Annotated in this window: 15 protein-coding genes; 7 read left to right on the plus strand and 8 right to left on the minus strand. The window is 45.5% G+C overall.

Translation table 11 applies throughout. The features are described 5' to 3' along the window. Nucleotides 1–9: 9 nt before the first annotated feature. Genes Pcarn_RS15490 through Pcarn_RS15500 form a run of 3 tightly spaced genes read right to left on the minus strand, consistent with a single transcriptional unit; the run spans nt 10 to nt 2,227 of the window. Nucleotides 10–381 carry an HPF/RaiA family ribosome-associated protein gene (locus Pcarn_RS15490; RefSeq protein ID WP_261836823.1) on the minus strand — a complete coding sequence of 124 codons (372 nt, stop codon included), beginning with the start codon at nt 379–381 and terminating at the stop codon, nt 10–12. Further along, complete coding sequence (gene tolC / locus Pcarn_RS15495) at nt 371–1,708, minus strand: outer membrane channel protein TolC (RefSeq protein WP_261836824.1); 1,338 nt, start codon at nt 1,706–1,708, stop codon at nt 371–373. The genes Pcarn_RS15490 and tolC overlap by 11 nt, the downstream gene beginning before the upstream one ends. 27 nt (nt 1,709–1,735) lie before the next feature. Next, entirely contained in the window at nt 1,736–2,227 is a 492-nt protein-coding gene (locus Pcarn_RS15500) for a sigma factor-like helix-turn-helix DNA-binding protein (RefSeq protein ID WP_261836825.1), read from the minus strand. 290 nt (nt 2,228–2,517) lie between these two features. On the opposite strand from Pcarn_RS15500, the gene Pcarn_RS15505 reads away from it, so the two are divergent. After that, on the plus strand, nt 2,518–2,922 hold the full coding sequence (locus Pcarn_RS15505) for a glycine zipper family protein (protein WP_261836826.1): 405 nt from the start codon (nt 2,518–2,520) through the stop codon (nt 2,920–2,922). A 77-nt stretch (nt 2,923–2,999) separates the two neighbouring features. On the opposite strand, the gene Pcarn_RS15510 is transcribed toward Pcarn_RS15505, so the two are convergent. From Pcarn_RS15510 to Pcarn_RS15520, 3 genes are all read right to left on the minus strand, one after another. Continuing rightward, nucleotides 3,000–4,562, minus strand: a complete 1,563-nt coding sequence (locus Pcarn_RS15510) for a winged helix-turn-helix domain-containing protein (RefSeq protein WP_261836827.1) — start codon at nt 4,560–4,562, stop codon at nt 3,000–3,002. A gap of 110 nt (nt 4,563–4,672) precedes the next feature. Beyond that, the gene (locus Pcarn_RS15515) at nt 4,673–6,271 is read right to left on the minus strand and encodes a bifunctional aspartate transaminase/aspartate 4-decarboxylase (protein WP_261836828.1); all 1,599 of its coding nucleotides are present in this window, start codon (nt 6,269–6,271) and stop codon (nt 4,673–4,675) included. Between the two features lie 51 nt (nt 6,272–6,322). Further along, on the minus strand, nt 6,323–6,595 hold the full coding sequence (locus Pcarn_RS15520) for a hypothetical protein (RefSeq protein ID WP_261836829.1): 273 nt from the start codon (nt 6,593–6,595) through the stop codon (nt 6,323–6,325). Between the two features lie 233 nt (nt 6,596–6,828). On the opposite strand from Pcarn_RS15520, the gene Pcarn_RS15525 reads away from it, so the two are divergent. From Pcarn_RS15525 to Pcarn_RS15535, 3 genes are read left to right on the plus strand one after another with little or no spacing between them, the layout of a single operon-like run. Beyond that, on the plus strand, nt 6,829–7,929 hold the full coding sequence (locus Pcarn_RS15525) for an efflux RND transporter periplasmic adaptor subunit (RefSeq protein WP_261836830.1): 1,101 nt from the start codon (nt 6,829–6,831) through the stop codon (nt 7,927–7,929). A gap of 12 nt (nt 7,930–7,941) precedes the next feature. Continuing rightward, the gene (locus Pcarn_RS15530; RefSeq protein ID WP_261836831.1) at nt 7,942–10,986 is read left to right on the plus strand and encodes an efflux RND transporter permease subunit; all 3,045 of its coding nucleotides are present in this window, start codon (nt 7,942–7,944) and stop codon (nt 10,984–10,986) included. 4 nt (nt 10,987–10,990) lie between these two features. Next, nucleotides 10,991–11,656 carry a MaoC family dehydratase gene (locus Pcarn_RS15535; protein WP_261836832.1) on the plus strand — a complete coding sequence of 222 codons (666 nt, stop codon included), beginning with the start codon at nt 10,991–10,993 and terminating at the stop codon, nt 11,654–11,656. A gap of 34 nt (nt 11,657–11,690) precedes the next feature. Here the strand turns inward: Pcarn_RS15535 and Pcarn_RS15540 are convergent, their stop codons facing one another. Beyond that, nucleotides 11,691–12,341: a potassium channel family protein gene (locus Pcarn_RS15540; RefSeq protein WP_261836833.1), complete on the minus strand. Its 651-nt coding sequence runs from the start codon at nt 12,339–12,341 to the stop codon at nt 11,691–11,693. A gap of 115 nt (nt 12,342–12,456) precedes the next feature. On the opposite strand from Pcarn_RS15540, the gene Pcarn_RS15545 reads away from it, so the two are divergent. The 3 genes from Pcarn_RS15545 (at nt 12,457) to Pcarn_RS15555 (ending at nt 17,006) form a co-directional block, all read left to right on the plus strand. After that, nucleotides 12,457–13,674: a patatin-like phospholipase family protein gene (locus Pcarn_RS15545; protein WP_261836834.1), complete on the plus strand. Its 1,218-nt coding sequence runs from the start codon at nt 12,457–12,459 to the stop codon at nt 13,672–13,674. 26 nt (nt 13,675–13,700) lie between these two features. Next, the gene (locus tag Pcarn_RS15550) at nt 13,701–15,035 is read left to right on the plus strand and encodes an MFS transporter (RefSeq protein ID WP_261836835.1); all 1,335 of its coding nucleotides are present in this window, start codon (nt 13,701–13,703) and stop codon (nt 15,033–15,035) included. Between the two features lie 210 nt (nt 15,036–15,245). After that, nucleotides 15,246–17,006, plus strand: coding sequence for an ABC transporter ATP-binding protein/permease (locus Pcarn_RS15555; protein ID WP_261836836.1), 1,761 nt, complete (start codon nt 15,246–15,248; stop codon nt 17,004–17,006). Here the strand turns inward: Pcarn_RS15555 and Pcarn_RS15560 are convergent. Further along, entirely contained in the window at nt 16,998–17,771 is a 774-nt protein-coding gene (locus tag Pcarn_RS15560; RefSeq protein WP_261836837.1) for a sulfite exporter TauE/SafE family protein, read from the minus strand. The two genes, Pcarn_RS15555 and Pcarn_RS15560, sit on opposite strands and share 9 nt — an antisense overlap. Nucleotides 17,772–17,773 lie beyond the last annotated feature (2 nt).

Consider the following 17,773-nt stretch of genomic DNA (forward strand, 5'->3'; position numbering starts at 1 on the left):
GTTTTTCTATTAATAGTATCTAACTCGTTTCACCATTTTTGGGCTGGTCGGATTAAATAACATCCAAAATCGATCCAACTTCTCTCTAATGAATCCTAAGCGCAACTTGGCTTTATGCCTCATCATTTTCTCCTGAAGGCTCAAAAACGCTTCTTCAATAGCATCTTCAAGCTCCCAATCACAGCTGACTATTTTGAAGGTCTGGTCTTGCAGATACAAAGTAAGCGTCACCTGATAGGTATCTTGTGCCGCATCCAAGACCTCGATATCGCATTTCAGTAGCAGGATGAAAACATTGAAGCGATAAAGATACATATGTTCTTCTTGAATTATTGAGCGCAGCTTCGGCGACAAGTCTACGTTATGAGTATTAATCTGCATCTTGAACTCCAGCTGTTGTAATCAAACCCGAATCGATATCAAAGATATCTTGCTCGCTCAGTGTACCCAGCACTTGCTTGAGCTGAATCTGAGACAAGATGTATTGATAGCGCGCATCCGATAGATTCTTCTCCGCTTGGTATAGGTTTTGAGTGCTGTCTAAAACGTCAACAATGGTGCGGGTGCCAACAGCAAAGCCTTGCTCGGTTGCAGTAAGCGCTGATTTAGCCGAAACCACGGACTGCTTGTATGCATCAATGGAACCAATGGAAGAACGGATGTTGTTGTTATATGCCCTAACGTTCTTTTGAACGTCTCGAAAGGTCTCTTCCAACTCCTGACTCGCGACTATGTATTGAAACTCAGCTTGTTTGCCTTCAGAAGTAACACGGCCACCGGAATAGACCGGAAGATCGATACTGATACCCAGATTAAATAGGTTCTCGTCATCATCCATTTTTTGACCAGTCACTGGGTCATTGGGCATGTCATAGTTCTTTTGATAGCTGTAACCTGAAGTAAGGGAGATGGTCGGCAAGTGGCCCGCGTCCGCTAAGGTGATCTGCTCCTTGGCAATGTCCTTTTGGATGCGACCTGCCAGAAGTTGTAAGTTCTCTTTGCTTGCCTGCTGAACCAACTCAGTCGCCGATAGATAAGGCATGGAAGTAGAGAATCTCTCTATGTCCAACACAGAAAGGTCTGATACCTGCTGACCCGTTATGGCTCGCAACTCTTCATATTGGTTCTCTAGGTTATTTACCGCTTGGATCTCTTGAGCTAACACACTGTCATACTGAGCTTTGGCATCTTGCACATCTGTGATCGGCGCCGTACCAACCTCGAACATCTGCTCGGTTTGATGCAGTTGCTTCGCGACCGCCGCCTTCTCAGCGCGCACAAACTCAAGGTCATCACTGGCACGCAGAACGTTAAAGTAGGCTTCAGTTACCTGATAAATCACCGCCTGTTGCGTTGCAGCATAACTCGCATCAACCTGACGAGCATTTTTCTCAGAAATACTCAGTGCTACCCAGCTGCTTCGATCATAGATAGATTGATACAGACCGAGGCTGACATCCGTATTGCTACCGTCAGCTTCATGGCGGTCAGTGTCTTGATAGTTGTAGCCTGCAGTTAGGTCAATTTGAGGTAGCAAGTCGCTACGAGTCGAATTAATTGCCTCAAACGCACTATCACGCTGTGCGGCTGCTTGAAGTAATTGCGGATCGTTTTGCTTTGCTAGGTTATATACCTCACTCAATGAGTCTGCATATACATTTCCACTAATTAACAAAGCAAGTGGCATAAATTTAAGTGTGTTTTTCATTTCAATACCAATAAATATTAATGTTGTTTAAGCCAGGTTTGTTAACGGGACATGCCCTAATAAATTTCTTAATTTCTCGAGAGTACGAACCTCAATCTCATGAATAAATTCAGCATCTAGATTGTGTTTTTTTGACAGGGATTGAATGCTCTCTTTTTCATGGGTCAACCAGCGATGAAAGATGACATCCAGGCTCACGCTATCTAGTTTTTGCAGCGCCAATTTCAGCTCGTCTGAAAGGTAGTCCTTCCAGTTTTTGTCTTCGTGAAGTTCAGTAAATTCGTCTTGGAGAGAGTCCAACGCAACATCTTCTATGTAGCTATGTGAATCAAATTCATCGTCATAGCGATTCGACAATACAGACTCATCATTGAGCTCTGCACTTGAATCAATGAAGGCCTGATTACTAAGGTAATAGTCCTGCTCATTGTTGAAGGTGTTACTCTGATCTACAGCGCCAACGTAATATGAAAGGCTTTCGAAGGTCGCTGATTTATATAGGCACGTTGAAGCTGACATCTCTTCTCCCGTTTGCTCGGTTGCTTAAAAGTGGGGAGAAGTTTATGGGAGGGCGGAAGGTTTGTTATCAGCTGAGCCTAAAGCTACGCTACTCTTTATCTAACTCAATATATTCAATGAGTTACACTGCAATTTTATATTTATTTTATCTACGTTTTATCTGAAAGATAGCCTGTTTGATAAGCAATTTATTCATTGAAAAACTATTATCTAAGCTTTAGTGACACCTTATTACCTAGCTTCTGAATTCCCTTACTCTACCGTTAGTTACTCACACAACAGGTAAAGAAATGAAAAAGCTAACACTGACACTGCTCATGGGCGTAATCCTCGCACCGAGCGCACTTGCGCAAAACCTTATCATCGATACCAAGGGCCTCGACCAAGAGAAATACAGCGCCGATATGTATCAATGCGAACAGCTGAGCGACCAGGTTCAGATGCAACAAACACAGGGCACTGGCAGAACGACGGTAAGGCACATGGGAAGAGCTGCAGCGCTCGGTGCAGGCGCGGGTGCTATTACCGGTGGTTCTGGTACAAAAGGGGCTGAAATCGGCGCAGGGATCGGTCTGGTAACCGGGGTATTAGGAAGCTCTGCAGAGAAGCAAGCCGCAGTGCAAAATTACGATAATCAGAAAGACCAAGTAATGAGAAACTGCATGAAAGAGCGTGGTTATACCATTCTCAACTAATATTGGACACTCAATACAACTAATAAAAAAAGGGCGGAAAAGATTAATCTTTTCCGCCCTTATTTTATTTAAAACAATCAGAGACTACTGTCTTTGACCTTGCTCTTAATATCAGATAAGTCACTGTTAAAAAATAAGACTTCAGAGAGGTTTAACACTAAGGTTGATGACGCCTCAATAACCGCATTGTAGTAAAACTCTTCGGCTGAATCTCGGTTGCCACTCAGTTCAGCGGCTTTACCATTGAGAACATAGAAGAGCACTGTTTTTCTCTGGTGAGGAATTGTCTGCAAAATATTTTTGGCAAGTAAGGCATCATCTTTAGAAAGGGCCATCATCGCCATTGCTTCCATTACCTTTGGTGTGACCTTATTTTGGCTCTCCAGAACAGCAAATTTCTCTGCAGCTTCAGCATTAAGTTTGTTAATGGCTTCAGTGTTGTCGCCTTTGGGATGCAAATAGAGATAGGAAAGATTGTAAATGTAATTGGTTGCAATCACGTATGGATTGTCTGGCGAATGCATCTCCGCCTCTTGGATTAGCTCTAGGGCTCTGCCTTGCGTATGAGCGTGATAAGTAGACGCGTACGCCGTAACTATCGCTTCAATAGCTCCCTCTTCACTTGGTAATTCATCCACATGACTAGCTAGAATCTCTTTATCGATCTCAATATGAAGAGAGTCCAGCAGGTCATCGAGTGAACGCTTTAAAGACGATTTAATTGAGGGGCTGGTTATGTCATATTTTCTATCTAGATGCTTATGCCCAGAGATACGGTTCACGTATTCAATCTCAAGATAAGTCCTGTTTTGGCTAGTACTACTGGCAAATCTAATTTCATGAGCCGCGAATTTCGCTGCTGGACCATTGTATATAATGCGAACATCTTGATAGACCTTTAGTAGGTCTAAAAGTGTTTTTACAACACCTGTTTTAAAATCATCGTAAAGTACTTCTTGCTCAACGATAACATGCACATATCTTGGCTCTAGAGATAGATAACTGGTGGTAACTTCCGGCTCTTCGCTAGCACTGGCTTGCGGTGGTGCTTCATTGACCGCAGTATTTGAGCCTTGCAGATAAAAGCCAATCACAGCTATTAAGGCGAATACAGCAGCAAAACCGAACCATAACTTAGAGTTAGATTTCTTTTCTGGTGCCACTGGAGTTGGCGTCACAGGTGCAGGTGTGGCTTTGTCTTTTACTTCAGGTTCAACCTGAGCTTCTTGAACCGCTTCCGGCTCGGTCTCAACGCTATGAGGCTGTTCCTCTTCTTCGATGACACTCTCAACAGGGCCTTTAGCCGGTTCGATAATTCGTTCAACGGTGGCATCCAGCTTATAGCCACGCTTGGGCACAGTGACTATGTAACCATATGGATGGTTGCCATGTTGTTTTAGGATTTTGCGCAGTTCAAAGATGGCTTGGGTGATCACCTGATCAGAGAGGATAGAGCCATTCCAGACTTCGTTGATAAGCTCGTCTCTAGAAAAGACGATGTCTGGGTTTTCACACAAGAAGTGAAATAGCTTAGAAAGCCTGTTATCGATGACAATGGTCTCCCCATGAAGAATAAACTTATCTTCATAAGGAACGAACAGCCACTCGTCGATTCGAAATTGTACCTTTTGATTCTTCATATACAGCTTATAACCTATTGTATCTAATAAAGAAGTATTGGATAGGATTCAGGTAAATACAAAAAAAACCTCAACCGATTTCTCAGCTGAGGTTTTATCAATGAAATTGCTTATTTAGCGTTCAAAAATAGCTGATAGTAGCCTGCTAGAGTTGTATTTATTGCAGAGGAAATCTCAGCATAAGCCGACTCAGGAAGGTTAGCTAAGGATACGCGTAGTGACCACTCTGGCGCATCAAAACCACCGCCTGGCATCACCACGATGCCGCTCTCTTCAGCAAGACGCACCAAGAAATCCAGTGGCTCATACTCAGCCTTCATCCAGTTAAAGAACTCCTCGCCATGTGCAGAAGCCGCTAGATTCTGGATGTTGATCTCTACGTAATAGAAAGCGCCGCTATCATCGCCCTCTTTAATCGTTGGCTCAGTCAATGCGTTTTCCATTAATGTGCGATAGCGAGAACGAACGATACGCTTGGCGTTCTCTTGATAATCTTTACCGCCCTCTAGCAGTGCTAGTAGAGAGAACAGCGTCATCTGGATCTGCTGCGGTGTAGAGAGGCCCGCAGTGTGGTTTAGGGCAACCGCGCGACTGTCTGCCACGATACGGTCGATAAACTTGATGTTTGCTGGGTCTAAGCTGATACCGCTGTAGCGCTTACTCAGTCTCTCACGTGTATCCTCAGGAAGGTCAGCAATCATGCGATCGAAGTTGTTGTCTTCATTTATCGCAATTACGCCTAGTCGCCAGCCCGTTGCACCAAAGTATTTAGAGTACGAGTAAACCAAGATAGTGTTCTTAGGTGCTAGCATCGCCAGAGAGGTGAACTTGTCAGTAAATGTACCGTAAACATCGTCCGTCAGCAGGATAAGGTCTGGGCGTTCATTGGCGATATCCGCAATCTTCTGCAGTGTTTTATCGTTCAGCTTTACCGATGATGGGTTGCTTGGATTTACCAAGAAGAATGCCTTGATCTTAGGGTCTTTGAGCTTCTCTAACTCACTGTCAGGGATCTGCCAATAGCTTTCCTCTGTAGACATAATCTCAACCTTGTTCAGGTTATAATCTTCTAGCTCAGGCATCTCAAGGTATGGGGTAAATACAGGCGCGCCGATAGCGATTTCATCGCCGCTGTTAAGCAGACGGTTGGTCTTTAGGGTATTGAAGATATACACCATAGCAGCCGTGCCACCCTCAACTGCAAACAGGTTGAAGTGAGAATCCGGTAGATGAGATTTATGACCCATCTCTTGTTCGATGTATTTGCGGGAGATGATTTCGCTATATTTCAGCATGCGGTCAGGCACTGGGTAGTTGTCACCCAAAATACCCTCTACCCATTCATAGATAAGCTCATCAGCATCTAAAAACAGCTCTGTGGTGAGGTAGTTAAAAGCATTGAGTAGAAAACGGATGCCTTCTACCTGCTCGTTGTCTTCACAGAAAGAGAGGAAACGTGCAGAAATGCAATCTTGCTCGCTCACACCACCAAAACCTGGGTATGGAGAAAAGGTAGACTTTGACTCCTGCAATGCGAATAGACCCAGTTGGAAAAAGGCTTCACGAGGTTCAGTAGCTACCCAGTTAGGATTGCCACGACCAGCATTAATCATGGCGTGATCCTTGTTGCTCTGCGCAAGCTTCATCAGGGTGTCTTTCACTTCAAAAGGACTCAGGGTCTCGAGTTTCTTTTCGTCATTACGATTCATTATGTATTCCGGTTAATTGTATTGATTGGACAGTTCAGAAGTGTTCAGCAATTACTTGCTGCTCGTTTTATGGTGCAAACGAGAAGACTTTTTATGGCTGTGCTTTTTATCGTGATGATGCTTGTCATGGTGACCATCAGCATGGTGATTAATCAGGTGCTTATGACCTTCGTTCTTGCCACCGTGCTTTTGGTGTGGATGGGACTGCTGCTTATCTTCAAACTCCAAATGGTCTTTATTGTGTTTGTGTTCTACTTCAGTTCCGTAAACACGCTGCATCTTTTCTGCAGTCGCGTGCTTTGTTTTTTGCATATTGTTTGACATGGATATTGCTCCTCTTGAGTACCCGGATACTTTAAGAGTTCGCAAAATCAGATACATGAATTCCCCATCATAGTTTTATCTTTTATATCTTTATTAACACCTATAAATTACTGATTTTTATGGATTATATTTTCTTTATCGAATATTAGGGATTGATTAGCCAAGGGTTATAACTAAATGTTTGTCTGGCGTTAAATTAGCCGCACTTTTAACGCACACAGTAAGCAAAGGTTATGTCTAAGAAAGCAATATCAATAGTCCTGATACTGGTAATACTGATACTGGTATTCGTATTTGGATTTAACACATTTAAGAATCACATGATCGCCAAGAAACTAGGTGAATATAAAAAGCCACCTGTCGCGATCACCACAGTTATCTCCAAGCAAGAAGACTGGACTAAAACAGTTAAGGCTATTGGTCAGGTTTCATCAAAACAATCCACCCAGGTAACAAGCCAGATTTCGGGTCAGGTAAAAGAGATCCTATTTAAATCAGGACAGCTGGTATCTGAAGGTGATGTGATTGTTCAGCTAGATGACTCTCTATTGCAGGCAAAATACAAAAACCAACTTGCTAAGGTGAAGCTCGCCAAGATTGAACTAAAGAGACAACTAAAGCTTCTTGCAAGCAACAGCACGGCGAGAAACTCGGTAGACAAAGCTCAAGCTCAGTACGACGCACAATCTGCATCCCTTAAATACATTGCCTCTGAAATTAACTTCATGAGCATCAAGGCTCCATTTTCAGGCAAATTGGGCATTCGTACTCTCAACGTGGGTGATTACATCAACCCAGGTTCTCTTATCGTTGACCTAGAAAGCATCAACGACAACTACATAGATATCTCAGTATCAGAAGACTATCAGCCACTGCTGGCAGAAGGTCAAAAGGTCACTTTCAGCAATGACGCTTACCAAGGCAAAACCTTTAACGCGGTTGTGTCTGCTATTCAGCCTGCTTCGGATGAGCAGTCACACAACATCAATGTGCGCGCGAAGGTTCAAGGCGATGGTAACCAACTGGTTAGCGGCATGTATATCAATGCTGAAATCGAACTAAACCAGACAGTTTCAATCATCCCTGTACCGAAAGTAGCTATCTCTTTCTCTCTTTATGGTGACAGCGTTTTCGTTGTGACTAACAAAGATGGCGAGCAAGTAGTAGAGCAAAAACTGGTTGAAGTAGGTCCTCGAAAGGATGACCAAGTGGGCATTCTATCTGGCCTAAAAGCCGGCGATGAGATCGTTACCTCAAATCAACAGCAACTGAAAAAAGATACGGTAGTTAAGGTAAATAACGCTCGTCCTTTCTCAGCATCATTCAAGTCATAAATAGGCATATTCATGAACTTCACTGATATATTCATCAAACGACCGGTTCTGGCGACCGTACTCAGCTTGGTACTGCTTGTACTGGGAATAAAGGCATTTACTGGCCTACAAGTACGTCAATATCCGCAGATTGAAACCGGTGTGATTACAGTCACCACCAACTACCCTGGCGCAAGCTCCACCAGCGTGCAAGGTTATGTTACTCAGCCACTGCAGGCGCAGATCGCACAAGCAGAAGGCATCGATTACATGACCTCTGAGAGTAGCCTAGGTAAATCCCTTATCACGGTAAACCTTAAGCTAGATTATCCGACCGATAAGGCGCTGACAGAGATCCTATCGCTGGTGCAGCAAGTGAAATACCGACTGCCAGCAGGTACTCAAGACCCGAGCATCCTTAAGTCGACCTCACAGTCACCTATCCTCTACGTGTCCTTCTCTTCTGACTCGCTTAAGACTCAGCAGATCTCAGACTACGTGAGTCGTGTGGTTAAGCCAACTTTCTCCACTGTAGATGGTGTATCTAAGATCGACTTGCTGGGTCAGAGTGACTTTGCAATGCGTATCTGGCTGAACCCAACCAAGATGGCAGCTTATGGCATCACTGCATCAGATGTACAAAACGCAATTAAAGGCAGCAACGCAGTAAGTGCTGCGGGTAAGCTAAAGGCCGATTACATCGAGATTGATATCAATGCGCACACAGACGCAGCCTCGGTTGAAGAGTTTAAAAACATTGTACTTAAGAGTGCTAATGGTCAGCTGATCCACCTTGAAGATGTGTCTAACATCGAGCTTGGCGCAAACACCTACGACTCTCGCGTACTGTTTAATGGCGGCAGCTCAATTACGACTGCTATCAGCAACACCTCGACTTCAAACCCGCTGACTGTAGTAAAGGGTTTATATGAAGTGCTGCCATCAATTGTCGACAGCTTGCCACCAGGTATGAAAGCTGAGGTAGTGTATGATTCAACCAAGTTCATCAATAGCTCTATCGAAGAGGTAACTAAGACCCTAGTTGAAGCGGCAGTTATCGTTATCATCGTTATCCTAGCCTTCCTAGGCTCGATGCGCGCGATGATCATTCCGCTAGTAACTATCCCGCTATCGCTTATCGGCTCTATGTTCCTGATGATGGCGATGGGCTTTAGTATCAACCTATTGACCCTGCTAGCCATGGTATTGGCTATCTCGCTGGTAGTAGATGACGCCATCGTTGTGGTAGAGAACACCTTCCGTCATTTGGAAGAAGGTGCATCGCCAATCGACGCGGCAATCAACAGTGCTCGTGAGATTGCTGGTCCAGTTATCTCTATGACCATTACTCTAGCTGCGGTATACGCCCCGATCGGCTTTATGGGTGGCCTAACGGGCAAGCTATTTACTGAGTTTGCCTTTACTCTTGCTGGCTCGGTAATCATCTCTGGCTTTATCGCTCTAACGCTTACACCAATGATGACCTCTAAGATGCTGAACAAGCAGGTACTTGAGGGCGCACTGGTTAAGAAAATCGACAAAGTTATTGCTGGTGTTACTCACAAGTACGAGAAGCTTCTTGCGATCGTTCTAAATAACCGACTGCTAGTTTGGCCTTTGGTTGCAACCTTCTTGGTGTCACTGGTATTTATGTTCACTCACACAGCGAGCGAACTGGCACCTCAAGAAGACCAAGGCGTAGTAATCATGATGGGCCAAGGCCCTTCACAGGCAAACACTGACTATATTGGCCACTTTACCAAGCCACTTGAAGATACTATCCGCAGCTATCCAGAAACTGAGATGTCTCTGATGGTTAATGGCTATCAAAAAGACTCTAAGTTCTTTGGTCTAGGCGTATTGAAGGATTGGGAATCTCGTGATGCATCAGCAAAAGAGATGATGACTCGCTTCCAGAAAGACACCGTGGATTTCCCTGGATTGCAAGTATTCACCATCTCTCCACCGGATCTGCCTGGCACCTCTCAGGGCCTGCCGTTCCAGATGGTCATCAAGACACCCACTGGTAGCTATGAAGAGCTATACCAATATGCTGAGAAGCTAAAAGAGTATGCTGTTACTAGCGGTAAGTTTATCTATGTGCAGAACGATCTAGAGTTCAACAAGCCTCAGGTAGAGATCGCGGTAAACCGAGACAAAGCGGCTCTGATGAACGTGAATGCTCAAGAGGTAGGGAACGTACTGACTCGCTATGTGAGTGAAGGCTTTATCAACTACTTCGCGTTAAATGAGCGTAGCTATCAGGTAATTACTCAAGTAGAACGTGCGGATCGCAGCTCTTGGAATGACATCAACAACTACTATGTGCGCTCAAACAACGGCAAGATGGTACCTCTGTCATCGCTGATTGATATTACCCAAAGCGTACAGCCATCAGCGGTGGACCAATTCCAACAGCTCAACAGCGCAACCATCGAAGCTAAGATGATGCCTGGCGTGAGTATTGGTGAAGCCTATGAAGTGATGCAAAAAGGTGCCGAGCAGATCCTGCCTAGCTCTTACGCTATCGATTCATCAGGTCAGCTACGCCAATACGTGCAAGAAGGTGCATCTCTGGTTTCGACCTTTGCCCTAGCACTTATCATCATCTATCTAGTGTTGGCGGCTCAGTTCGAAAGCTTTAGAGACCCGCTGATAGTACTAACCAGTGTACCGCTTTCTATCTTTGGTGCCATGATCCCGCTGTATCTGGGTATCGATACGCTGAACATCTACACCGAGGTAGGTCTGGTAACCCTGATAGGCCTTATTAGTAAACACGGTATCTTGATTGTAGAGTTTGCCAACCAAATACAGCCTGAGTTTAACGGGGACAAGATTGCAGCGGTTAAGAAAGCGGCAGCTGAGCGTCTTCGTCCGGTACTTATGACTACGGCAGCTATGGTAATCGGCGTTGTACCTCTACTAACAGCCGCTGGTGCGGGCGCACAGAGCCGTTTCTCTATCGGTCTAGTTATCACTGTAGGCATGACAGTAGGTACCCTATTTACGCTATTTGTTGTACCAACCGTGTACACCTTCCTAGCGGATAACCACGCCAAAGCACTAGAGGATTAATAGAATGTTCAATCAACAGATCGCATCGCTAAAGTATTCTCAGTTCAATGCTGGAGTATCTACGCTACTGAAAGGTTATCGAGAAGAAAATGTAAATCACAGCTACTCACAGAGCCTATATCACTCTTGGAACAAGGTGTTTAATCAACCGGCGGTTAATGATGAGGTGGAATCACCGCAGCGCAACACAGTAGATATGAAGCCAGCGGCTAAAGCCTTATTTGACGAGCTCAAAGAGCAAATCGGTGAAGAAATCTTTGTGGGTGAATGGTTCTCTGTGGACCAAGAGCGTATTAACGCCTTTGCTGAGATAACCCAAGACATGCAGTGGATCCACACGGATCCGCAGCGTGCTGAGCAGGAGTCTCCATTTAAGTCGACTATAGCGCACGGTTTTCTAACCATGGCCCTTCTGCCCAAGTTGACCGAGGCAGTGGATCCGGATAAGCCACAATTTCCCACTGCAAAAGTAACGGTAAATATGGGCTTTAACAGTGTTCGCTTCCCATACCCTGTAAAGGTAGGAAGCAACATCCGAGGCAAGTGTAAATTGCTCAGCGTCACCCCAATCAAGAAAGGGTTAGAGATAACCCGTGAGATCAAGGTTGAGATTGAAGGCGTGCGCAGACCTGGCTGTGTGTCTGAGTCCGTGATTAGACTCTATTTCTAAAGCGACAACGGAGCTTAATTTAGCTCCGTTCAAACTACCTTTTGCGTGCGCTCACTAGGCTCGAAACCACAACCGCCATATAGAAAACGCCGGTTATTCCTTGTAGGTAAACCACCACTTGAGCAAGAGGCGTATTGGGGCTGAAGTCCCCATAACCTAAGGTGGTTTGGGTAACGAAGCTAAAGTAGGTCACCACAGAGAAATGCTCTCCCCAGTGGTCCTGCGCAACTATGCCTTTGATGGCTTCAGGGTTGTAGATAATGAGCAGTAAATAAATGGCAGCCCAACCAAGTCCCATAACTAGAAACAGGGCAACAGAGCCGATGAGTTTGTTGTTGTCGACTTGATCAGAAAGCAATATCTGGTGCGCCGTAGCTTGAAACACGCCAACGCAGAACGCCAGTATCAGCACCAACATGATAACACTCAGGTGAGTGTTGTCATAAAAGGAGTGAGCCAAGATAGCAATGGCCATCAACACACTCACTCCAACAAGGTAGATATACCAGCCTCGAGCAAATTTCATGCTCGCGAGGCAAATAATAAAGCTATTTAGGATAAGAGGTTTAAGGAGGAAGTTTAGATGCTCCCCTTCGACCTCTTTTGCCAATGCGCCCATCACAAAGATAAGGATGAGTGAGAGGGTGAAATAGATAAAGTTATTAGATTCGTTGATCGATGCCATGCGCGCTCCGGTCAGCACCTCTTGGGAAAACCTTGTTTATTTTCAAGAGATTAGTACTAAGAAAAGAAGACTTTGAATGCATGTTCAGAGTAGTCACAAATAGACGAGGTTTCCATTGTACAAGTCGTTTCTCTTTTTAATCGCTCTGCTGATGGTGGGTTGCTCGGGCACTCCCCATGATGCTGACACTCGAGTCAACGAATCTAACTATCTGAAGGTCGACATAGGTGTAGCTCAGGATGAAGACGATGAACCATTTCGTTTTTGGGGTGATCGCGTTCCAAAAAATCTAGCTCCGACTAATACAGATGAAAGCCATACCTTTGATCAGACAAAGATAAACCAAATAAAGCAGCAACCCTTTGCTCCTCGGGTCATGGGTGAGCAATTTAATATCTTGGTGCTATCTGGCGGAGGTCCTCGTGGCGCCTTTGGTGCCGGTGTCTTGCTAGGCCTACGTGATAAAGGCGAGCTGCCTGAATACTCAATGATCACAGGAGTCAGCGCAGGTGCCTTGATAGCGCCATTTGTGTTTGCTGGCGGCGATAAGCTGGATCAGCTAAAAGAGGTAATGCTGGGCTTAGATGATGAATCTATGCTAGGTGGCACTAGCTTTTTCCATTTTTTATTCGGCGATGCGCTCTCTGGCGGCGAAAGCTTTTATCAGCTAGTGCAACAAACCTATGACGATGATTTTATAAAGCAAATTGCAGCCCAGTATCGCGCAGGCAAGCGCCTATTTATCGGCACTACCCATTTTGATTCCGGCAGACAGATGATCTGGAATCTAGGGCGAATTGCCAACAGTGATCTGCCAAACAAAAACGACCTGATACATCAGATACTGACCGCGAGCTCATCAATCCCAGGGGTATTTCCACCTCAGTTTATACCGGTTTATTATCAGGGAACGCAGTTTGAAGAGATGCATGTAGATGGTGGACTTTCTAGTCAACTCTTCTTCGATCCTATAGGTTTTGACTATACTTCTTTCGTCAAATCATTAGGTTATGCCGATGCACCGCGTGTTTACACCATTCGAAATGGTCGTGTACAAACCGAGTTTGAGTTTGTGGAAGATGACACCATCAGTCTCGCTGCACGAAGCGTTGATAATCTCATCATGGCTCAAACAAGAGGTGATATCGCTCGAGAGCTCTACATCACCCGCAAAATAGGCGCTGAATTCTATCTCACCTATATTGATGATGATTTTGATAAAAAGCCTCCACAAGGCAAGGTATTCGACAAAGAGTATCTACAATTCCTGTATGAGTATGGCTATAACAAAGCACAACAAGACGATTTCTGGATAAAGGATTTGCCTCTATAACGAGAAGTCCAAAAACAAGGAAGTTCATGACGCTCAAAGAAATTCTAAACATACGTAATGTTCGCGGCTATCTGATCTTTAGAAGCAGTTACTTTGCGCGTTTTTACTATCCGGTATTCACCCTACTCTACCTAGATTACGGTCTGACCCTATCCCAGTTTGCCATGCTAAACGTGGTATGGGCGGCCACCATAGTAATTGCTGAGGTGCCCTCGGGTGCCTTTGCCGATACCTTGGGGCGTAAGAAACTGGTGGTGATGTCTTCCATCATCATGTTTATCGAGATAGCCATGATTGCCTTCGTGCCCACAAGCAATATGCACTTGGTATTTGTGGTCTTCTTAGTCAATCGAGTGCTCAGTGGTTTGGCGATGGCGCTAGCCAGTGGCGCGGATGAGGCGCTGGCCTACGATACCTTGAAAGAACAAGGAAAAGAGGATGTGTGGCCACAGGTTTTGCAGATCCAACTGCGTCTTGCTTCAAGTGTTGGCATCTTTGTCACCCTATTGGGTGCGGCGATGTACGACGTCGACTTTATGGGTAAGGTGTTCCAGTTCCTTGGATTTACTGCTCCAGAAACCACCCAAGACATCATGCGAATTCCTGTCTACGCCACTCTATTGGTAGCATTGGTCGCCATTTATGCGGCCTTTAGTATGGAGGAAGAGAGCAAAACCAAAGCCACAACTGGGGGCAAGGCCGCGAGCAGTATTGAGAGCCTAAAGCTCACCATGAATACTGCAAAATGGGTGCTCTCAACACCCTATGTTCTGTTTATTTTGCTCTACTACAGCTTATTCGAGCACACCTCTCGCATGTTCTTAACCATGAACAGCCAATACTATCGCGCTATCGAAATCCCGATCATCTACATAGGCTTTATCGGCGCTGGGATAAGCGTATTCCAGATCATATTCGCTGGACGAAGTCGTCGATTAGCCGAAAGCATGGCGCCTAGAAAATTCATTATGCTCATGGGTTTAGCCACTATAGTGACTTATTACTTAATAAGTCTTGGCTGGCCAATATTTGGCGTGATACCTGCGCTGATGCTCATCTTCATCATCATGACCATGAATATTTTTATCAGCTATCACCTCAACAAACAGACCGAATCGCACAACAGGGCAACCGTGCTCAGCTTTAAGGGATTGATGTTTAATATGGGCTACGGGCTGATAGGTGTGCTGTATGCCTATTACTACAAACTGGTCTCGCAGGGCTACACCGAAGAAGAAATAGAGCAAGGCATCGATTTTCTCGCTTCGCTGTCGGCATTTACCTATTACTTTGCTTTCTTGTTCATCGTGATCAGCGCTCTGTTCTATTTCAAAGACAGAAAGCGATATTTTAAAACCTAAGCTTGTTCGCCTAGAAATCAAGGCGAACACGTGAGTGCGCAGATTTCGCACAATGCGATGTGTAATGTCCGCAAGTCGCCGTGAAATCTTCCCTGATGGCTCCAGCACGGCTTCCATGCCGTTTAGGCTTGCTTCAGTTACACACAGCATTATGCTTAAAAAACGTTCACCATCTTACCCCGTCCTAGAAATAAGGTTTGTACCCCGTTCATGAGTAGTAAAAACAATAAGAACCTCAGTATCCTTCTTAAGCTCACCACCTTTGTTGCTCCCTACAAATGGCGAGTAGCTGCAGCCTTGTTTGCGCTAGTGGCAACCGCCAGCCTAACCTTATCCGTGGGATATGGGGTACGCATCTTGATTGATGAAGGGTTTGCTCAGCAATCTCTGGTTGAGCTCACCAACGCAATCCAATTTATTGTTGGAATTACCTTATGCATCGCAATCGGCACCTTCTTTCGCTTCTATCTCGTTTCATCGGTAGGCGAGCGAGTCAGTGCTGATATTCGGCTGGCGGTGTTTAACCATGTAATTTCCCTGCACCCTAGTTACTTCGAGACCAATAGCAGCGGCGATATTATGTCGCGCCTCACCACGGACACCACGCTGTTGCAAAGCATTATCGGCTCATCGTTTTCCATGGCGATGCGCAGCGCCCTGATGTGCATCGGCGCTATCATCATGTTGTTTGCCACCAACTTTAAGCTGACCCTGATTGTGCTCGCTTCTGTTCCTTTTGTACTTGTCCCTATCTTGGTTTACGGACGGCGTGTACGTGCCCTATCCCGCCAAAGCCAGGACTCTATGGCAGATGTAGGTAGCTATGCTGGTGAAGCGATAGAACACATTAAAACGGTGCAAAGCTTCAGCTCTGAACAGTTTGAGAAGTCCGCCTTCGCAGTAGAGGTAGAAAAAGCGTTTGAGGTGGGCAGGCAACGGGTCAAACAGCGAGCAATCTTAATATCGGGCGTTATCGTAATCGTGTTCAGCGCCATCGCCGGCATGCTTTGGGTTGGAGGCAGTGATGTTATCAAGGGCGAGATGTCAGCGGGTAACCTTGGGGCATTTGTGTTCTATGCCATAATGGTGGCCTCTTCGATGGCAACCATTTCAGAGGTGCTTGGTGAACTGCAAAGAGCTGCTGGCGCAACCGAGAGATTAGTGGAGATCCTGCAGGTAGAGAGCGATATCAGCGCACCAAGCAATCATAAAGATATCGATACAAACATGCCCGCAGAGGTGGTATTCAAAGGGGTTGATTTCAACTATCCATCTAGGCCAAATCAACCAGCTATCAAAGGTTTAGATCTAACCGCAGAACAAGGCAAGGTGTTAGCTCTGGTTGGCCCATCGGGTGCGGGTAAAACAACCCTATTCGAACTACTGCAACGCTTTTACGACCCTCAGCAGGGTCAGGTATTGTTTGCAGGAGAAGACGTTCGTCAGTTCGACCCAAAAGACCTTCGCAGGCAGATGGCCCTAGTCCCGCAACAGCCAGCCTTGTTCAGTCACGATGTGTTTCACAATATTCGTTACGGAAACCCTGAGGCGACCGATGAACAAGTTATTGAAGCGGCTAAAAAAGCCCATGCCCACGAGTTTATCGAAAAGCTGCCCGACGGCTATCATAGCTTTTTAGGGGAGCGTGGCGTGAGGCTCTCTGGTGGTCAGAAACAACGCATCGCCATTGCCCGCGCAATCTTGAAAGACCCTAAGATCCTACTTTTAGATGAGGCGACCAGTGCTCTGGATAGCGAGAGCGAACACCATGTCCAGCAAGCACTAGAGGCTTTAATGAAAGGACGCACAACGCTGATCATTGCCCATCGTCTATCCACCATTCAGCATGCTGACAAGATTGCGGTGCTCGACGGAGGTGAGCTGGTCGATATTGGCAACCACCAATCATTGATGCAAAGCTGTGAGCTCTATCAGCGATTAGTGGCATTGCAGTTTAAGCACCTAGATTAAATCGCTAATGGCTTGCACAAAGAAGTAAGCCGTTGTGCCTACGCTTATAACGATGACCACCTTACGAATGGTGGCTTGGGAGAGCCGAGTAGACAAGATTGCAGAATAATAGCCACCAACCAAGGCGCCAAGCATCACTACTGTGCCCTCATACCAGGCTATTAAATCGTTGGCGATAAAAATGGCGATAGCAATGATGGAAACAAAGCAAGAAACCAATAGCTTAAGCCCGTTCATCAGGTTGATATTGTTAAACCCAGCCAATACCAGATAGCTCAAGGTAATGATACCAAGGCCTGCATTGAAGAAACCTCCGTAGATGGCCACTAACAGGAATAACACACCTAAGAACGCCAACCACATGTACTCTGTCTTACTGCTTTTAGTGGATAACTTCTTCAGATACCCACCTATTTGGCTTCCATAGATAAACATCAAGGTCGCAAACAACATCAGCCAAGGGATAACATTATTGAACTCCCTCTCTTCAATATTAAGCAGCAGATAGGCACCTATGGAGCCACCAACTAAACTAGCGATTGCAATCAGAACGGCAGTTTTCTTATGGTTCGCCATCTCAGCACGAAAGGCGTAAGCACCACTTAAATAGCCTGCGAAGGATGAGAAGGTATTGGTGGCGTTGGCTGCTATCGGTGGTACGCCAGCAAACACCAGGGCAGGAAAGGTGATAAAGGTGCCGCCACCCGCGATTGAATTAAGCGCTCCGCCAAGAAGCCCGGCTATGAAAAGAAGAAGTATATCCATCG

The sequence above is a fragment of the Vibrio ishigakensis genome, from assembly GCF_024347675.1.
Classification (GTDB): Bacteria; Pseudomonadota; Gammaproteobacteria; order Enterobacterales; family Vibrionaceae; genus Vibrio; species Vibrio ishigakensis.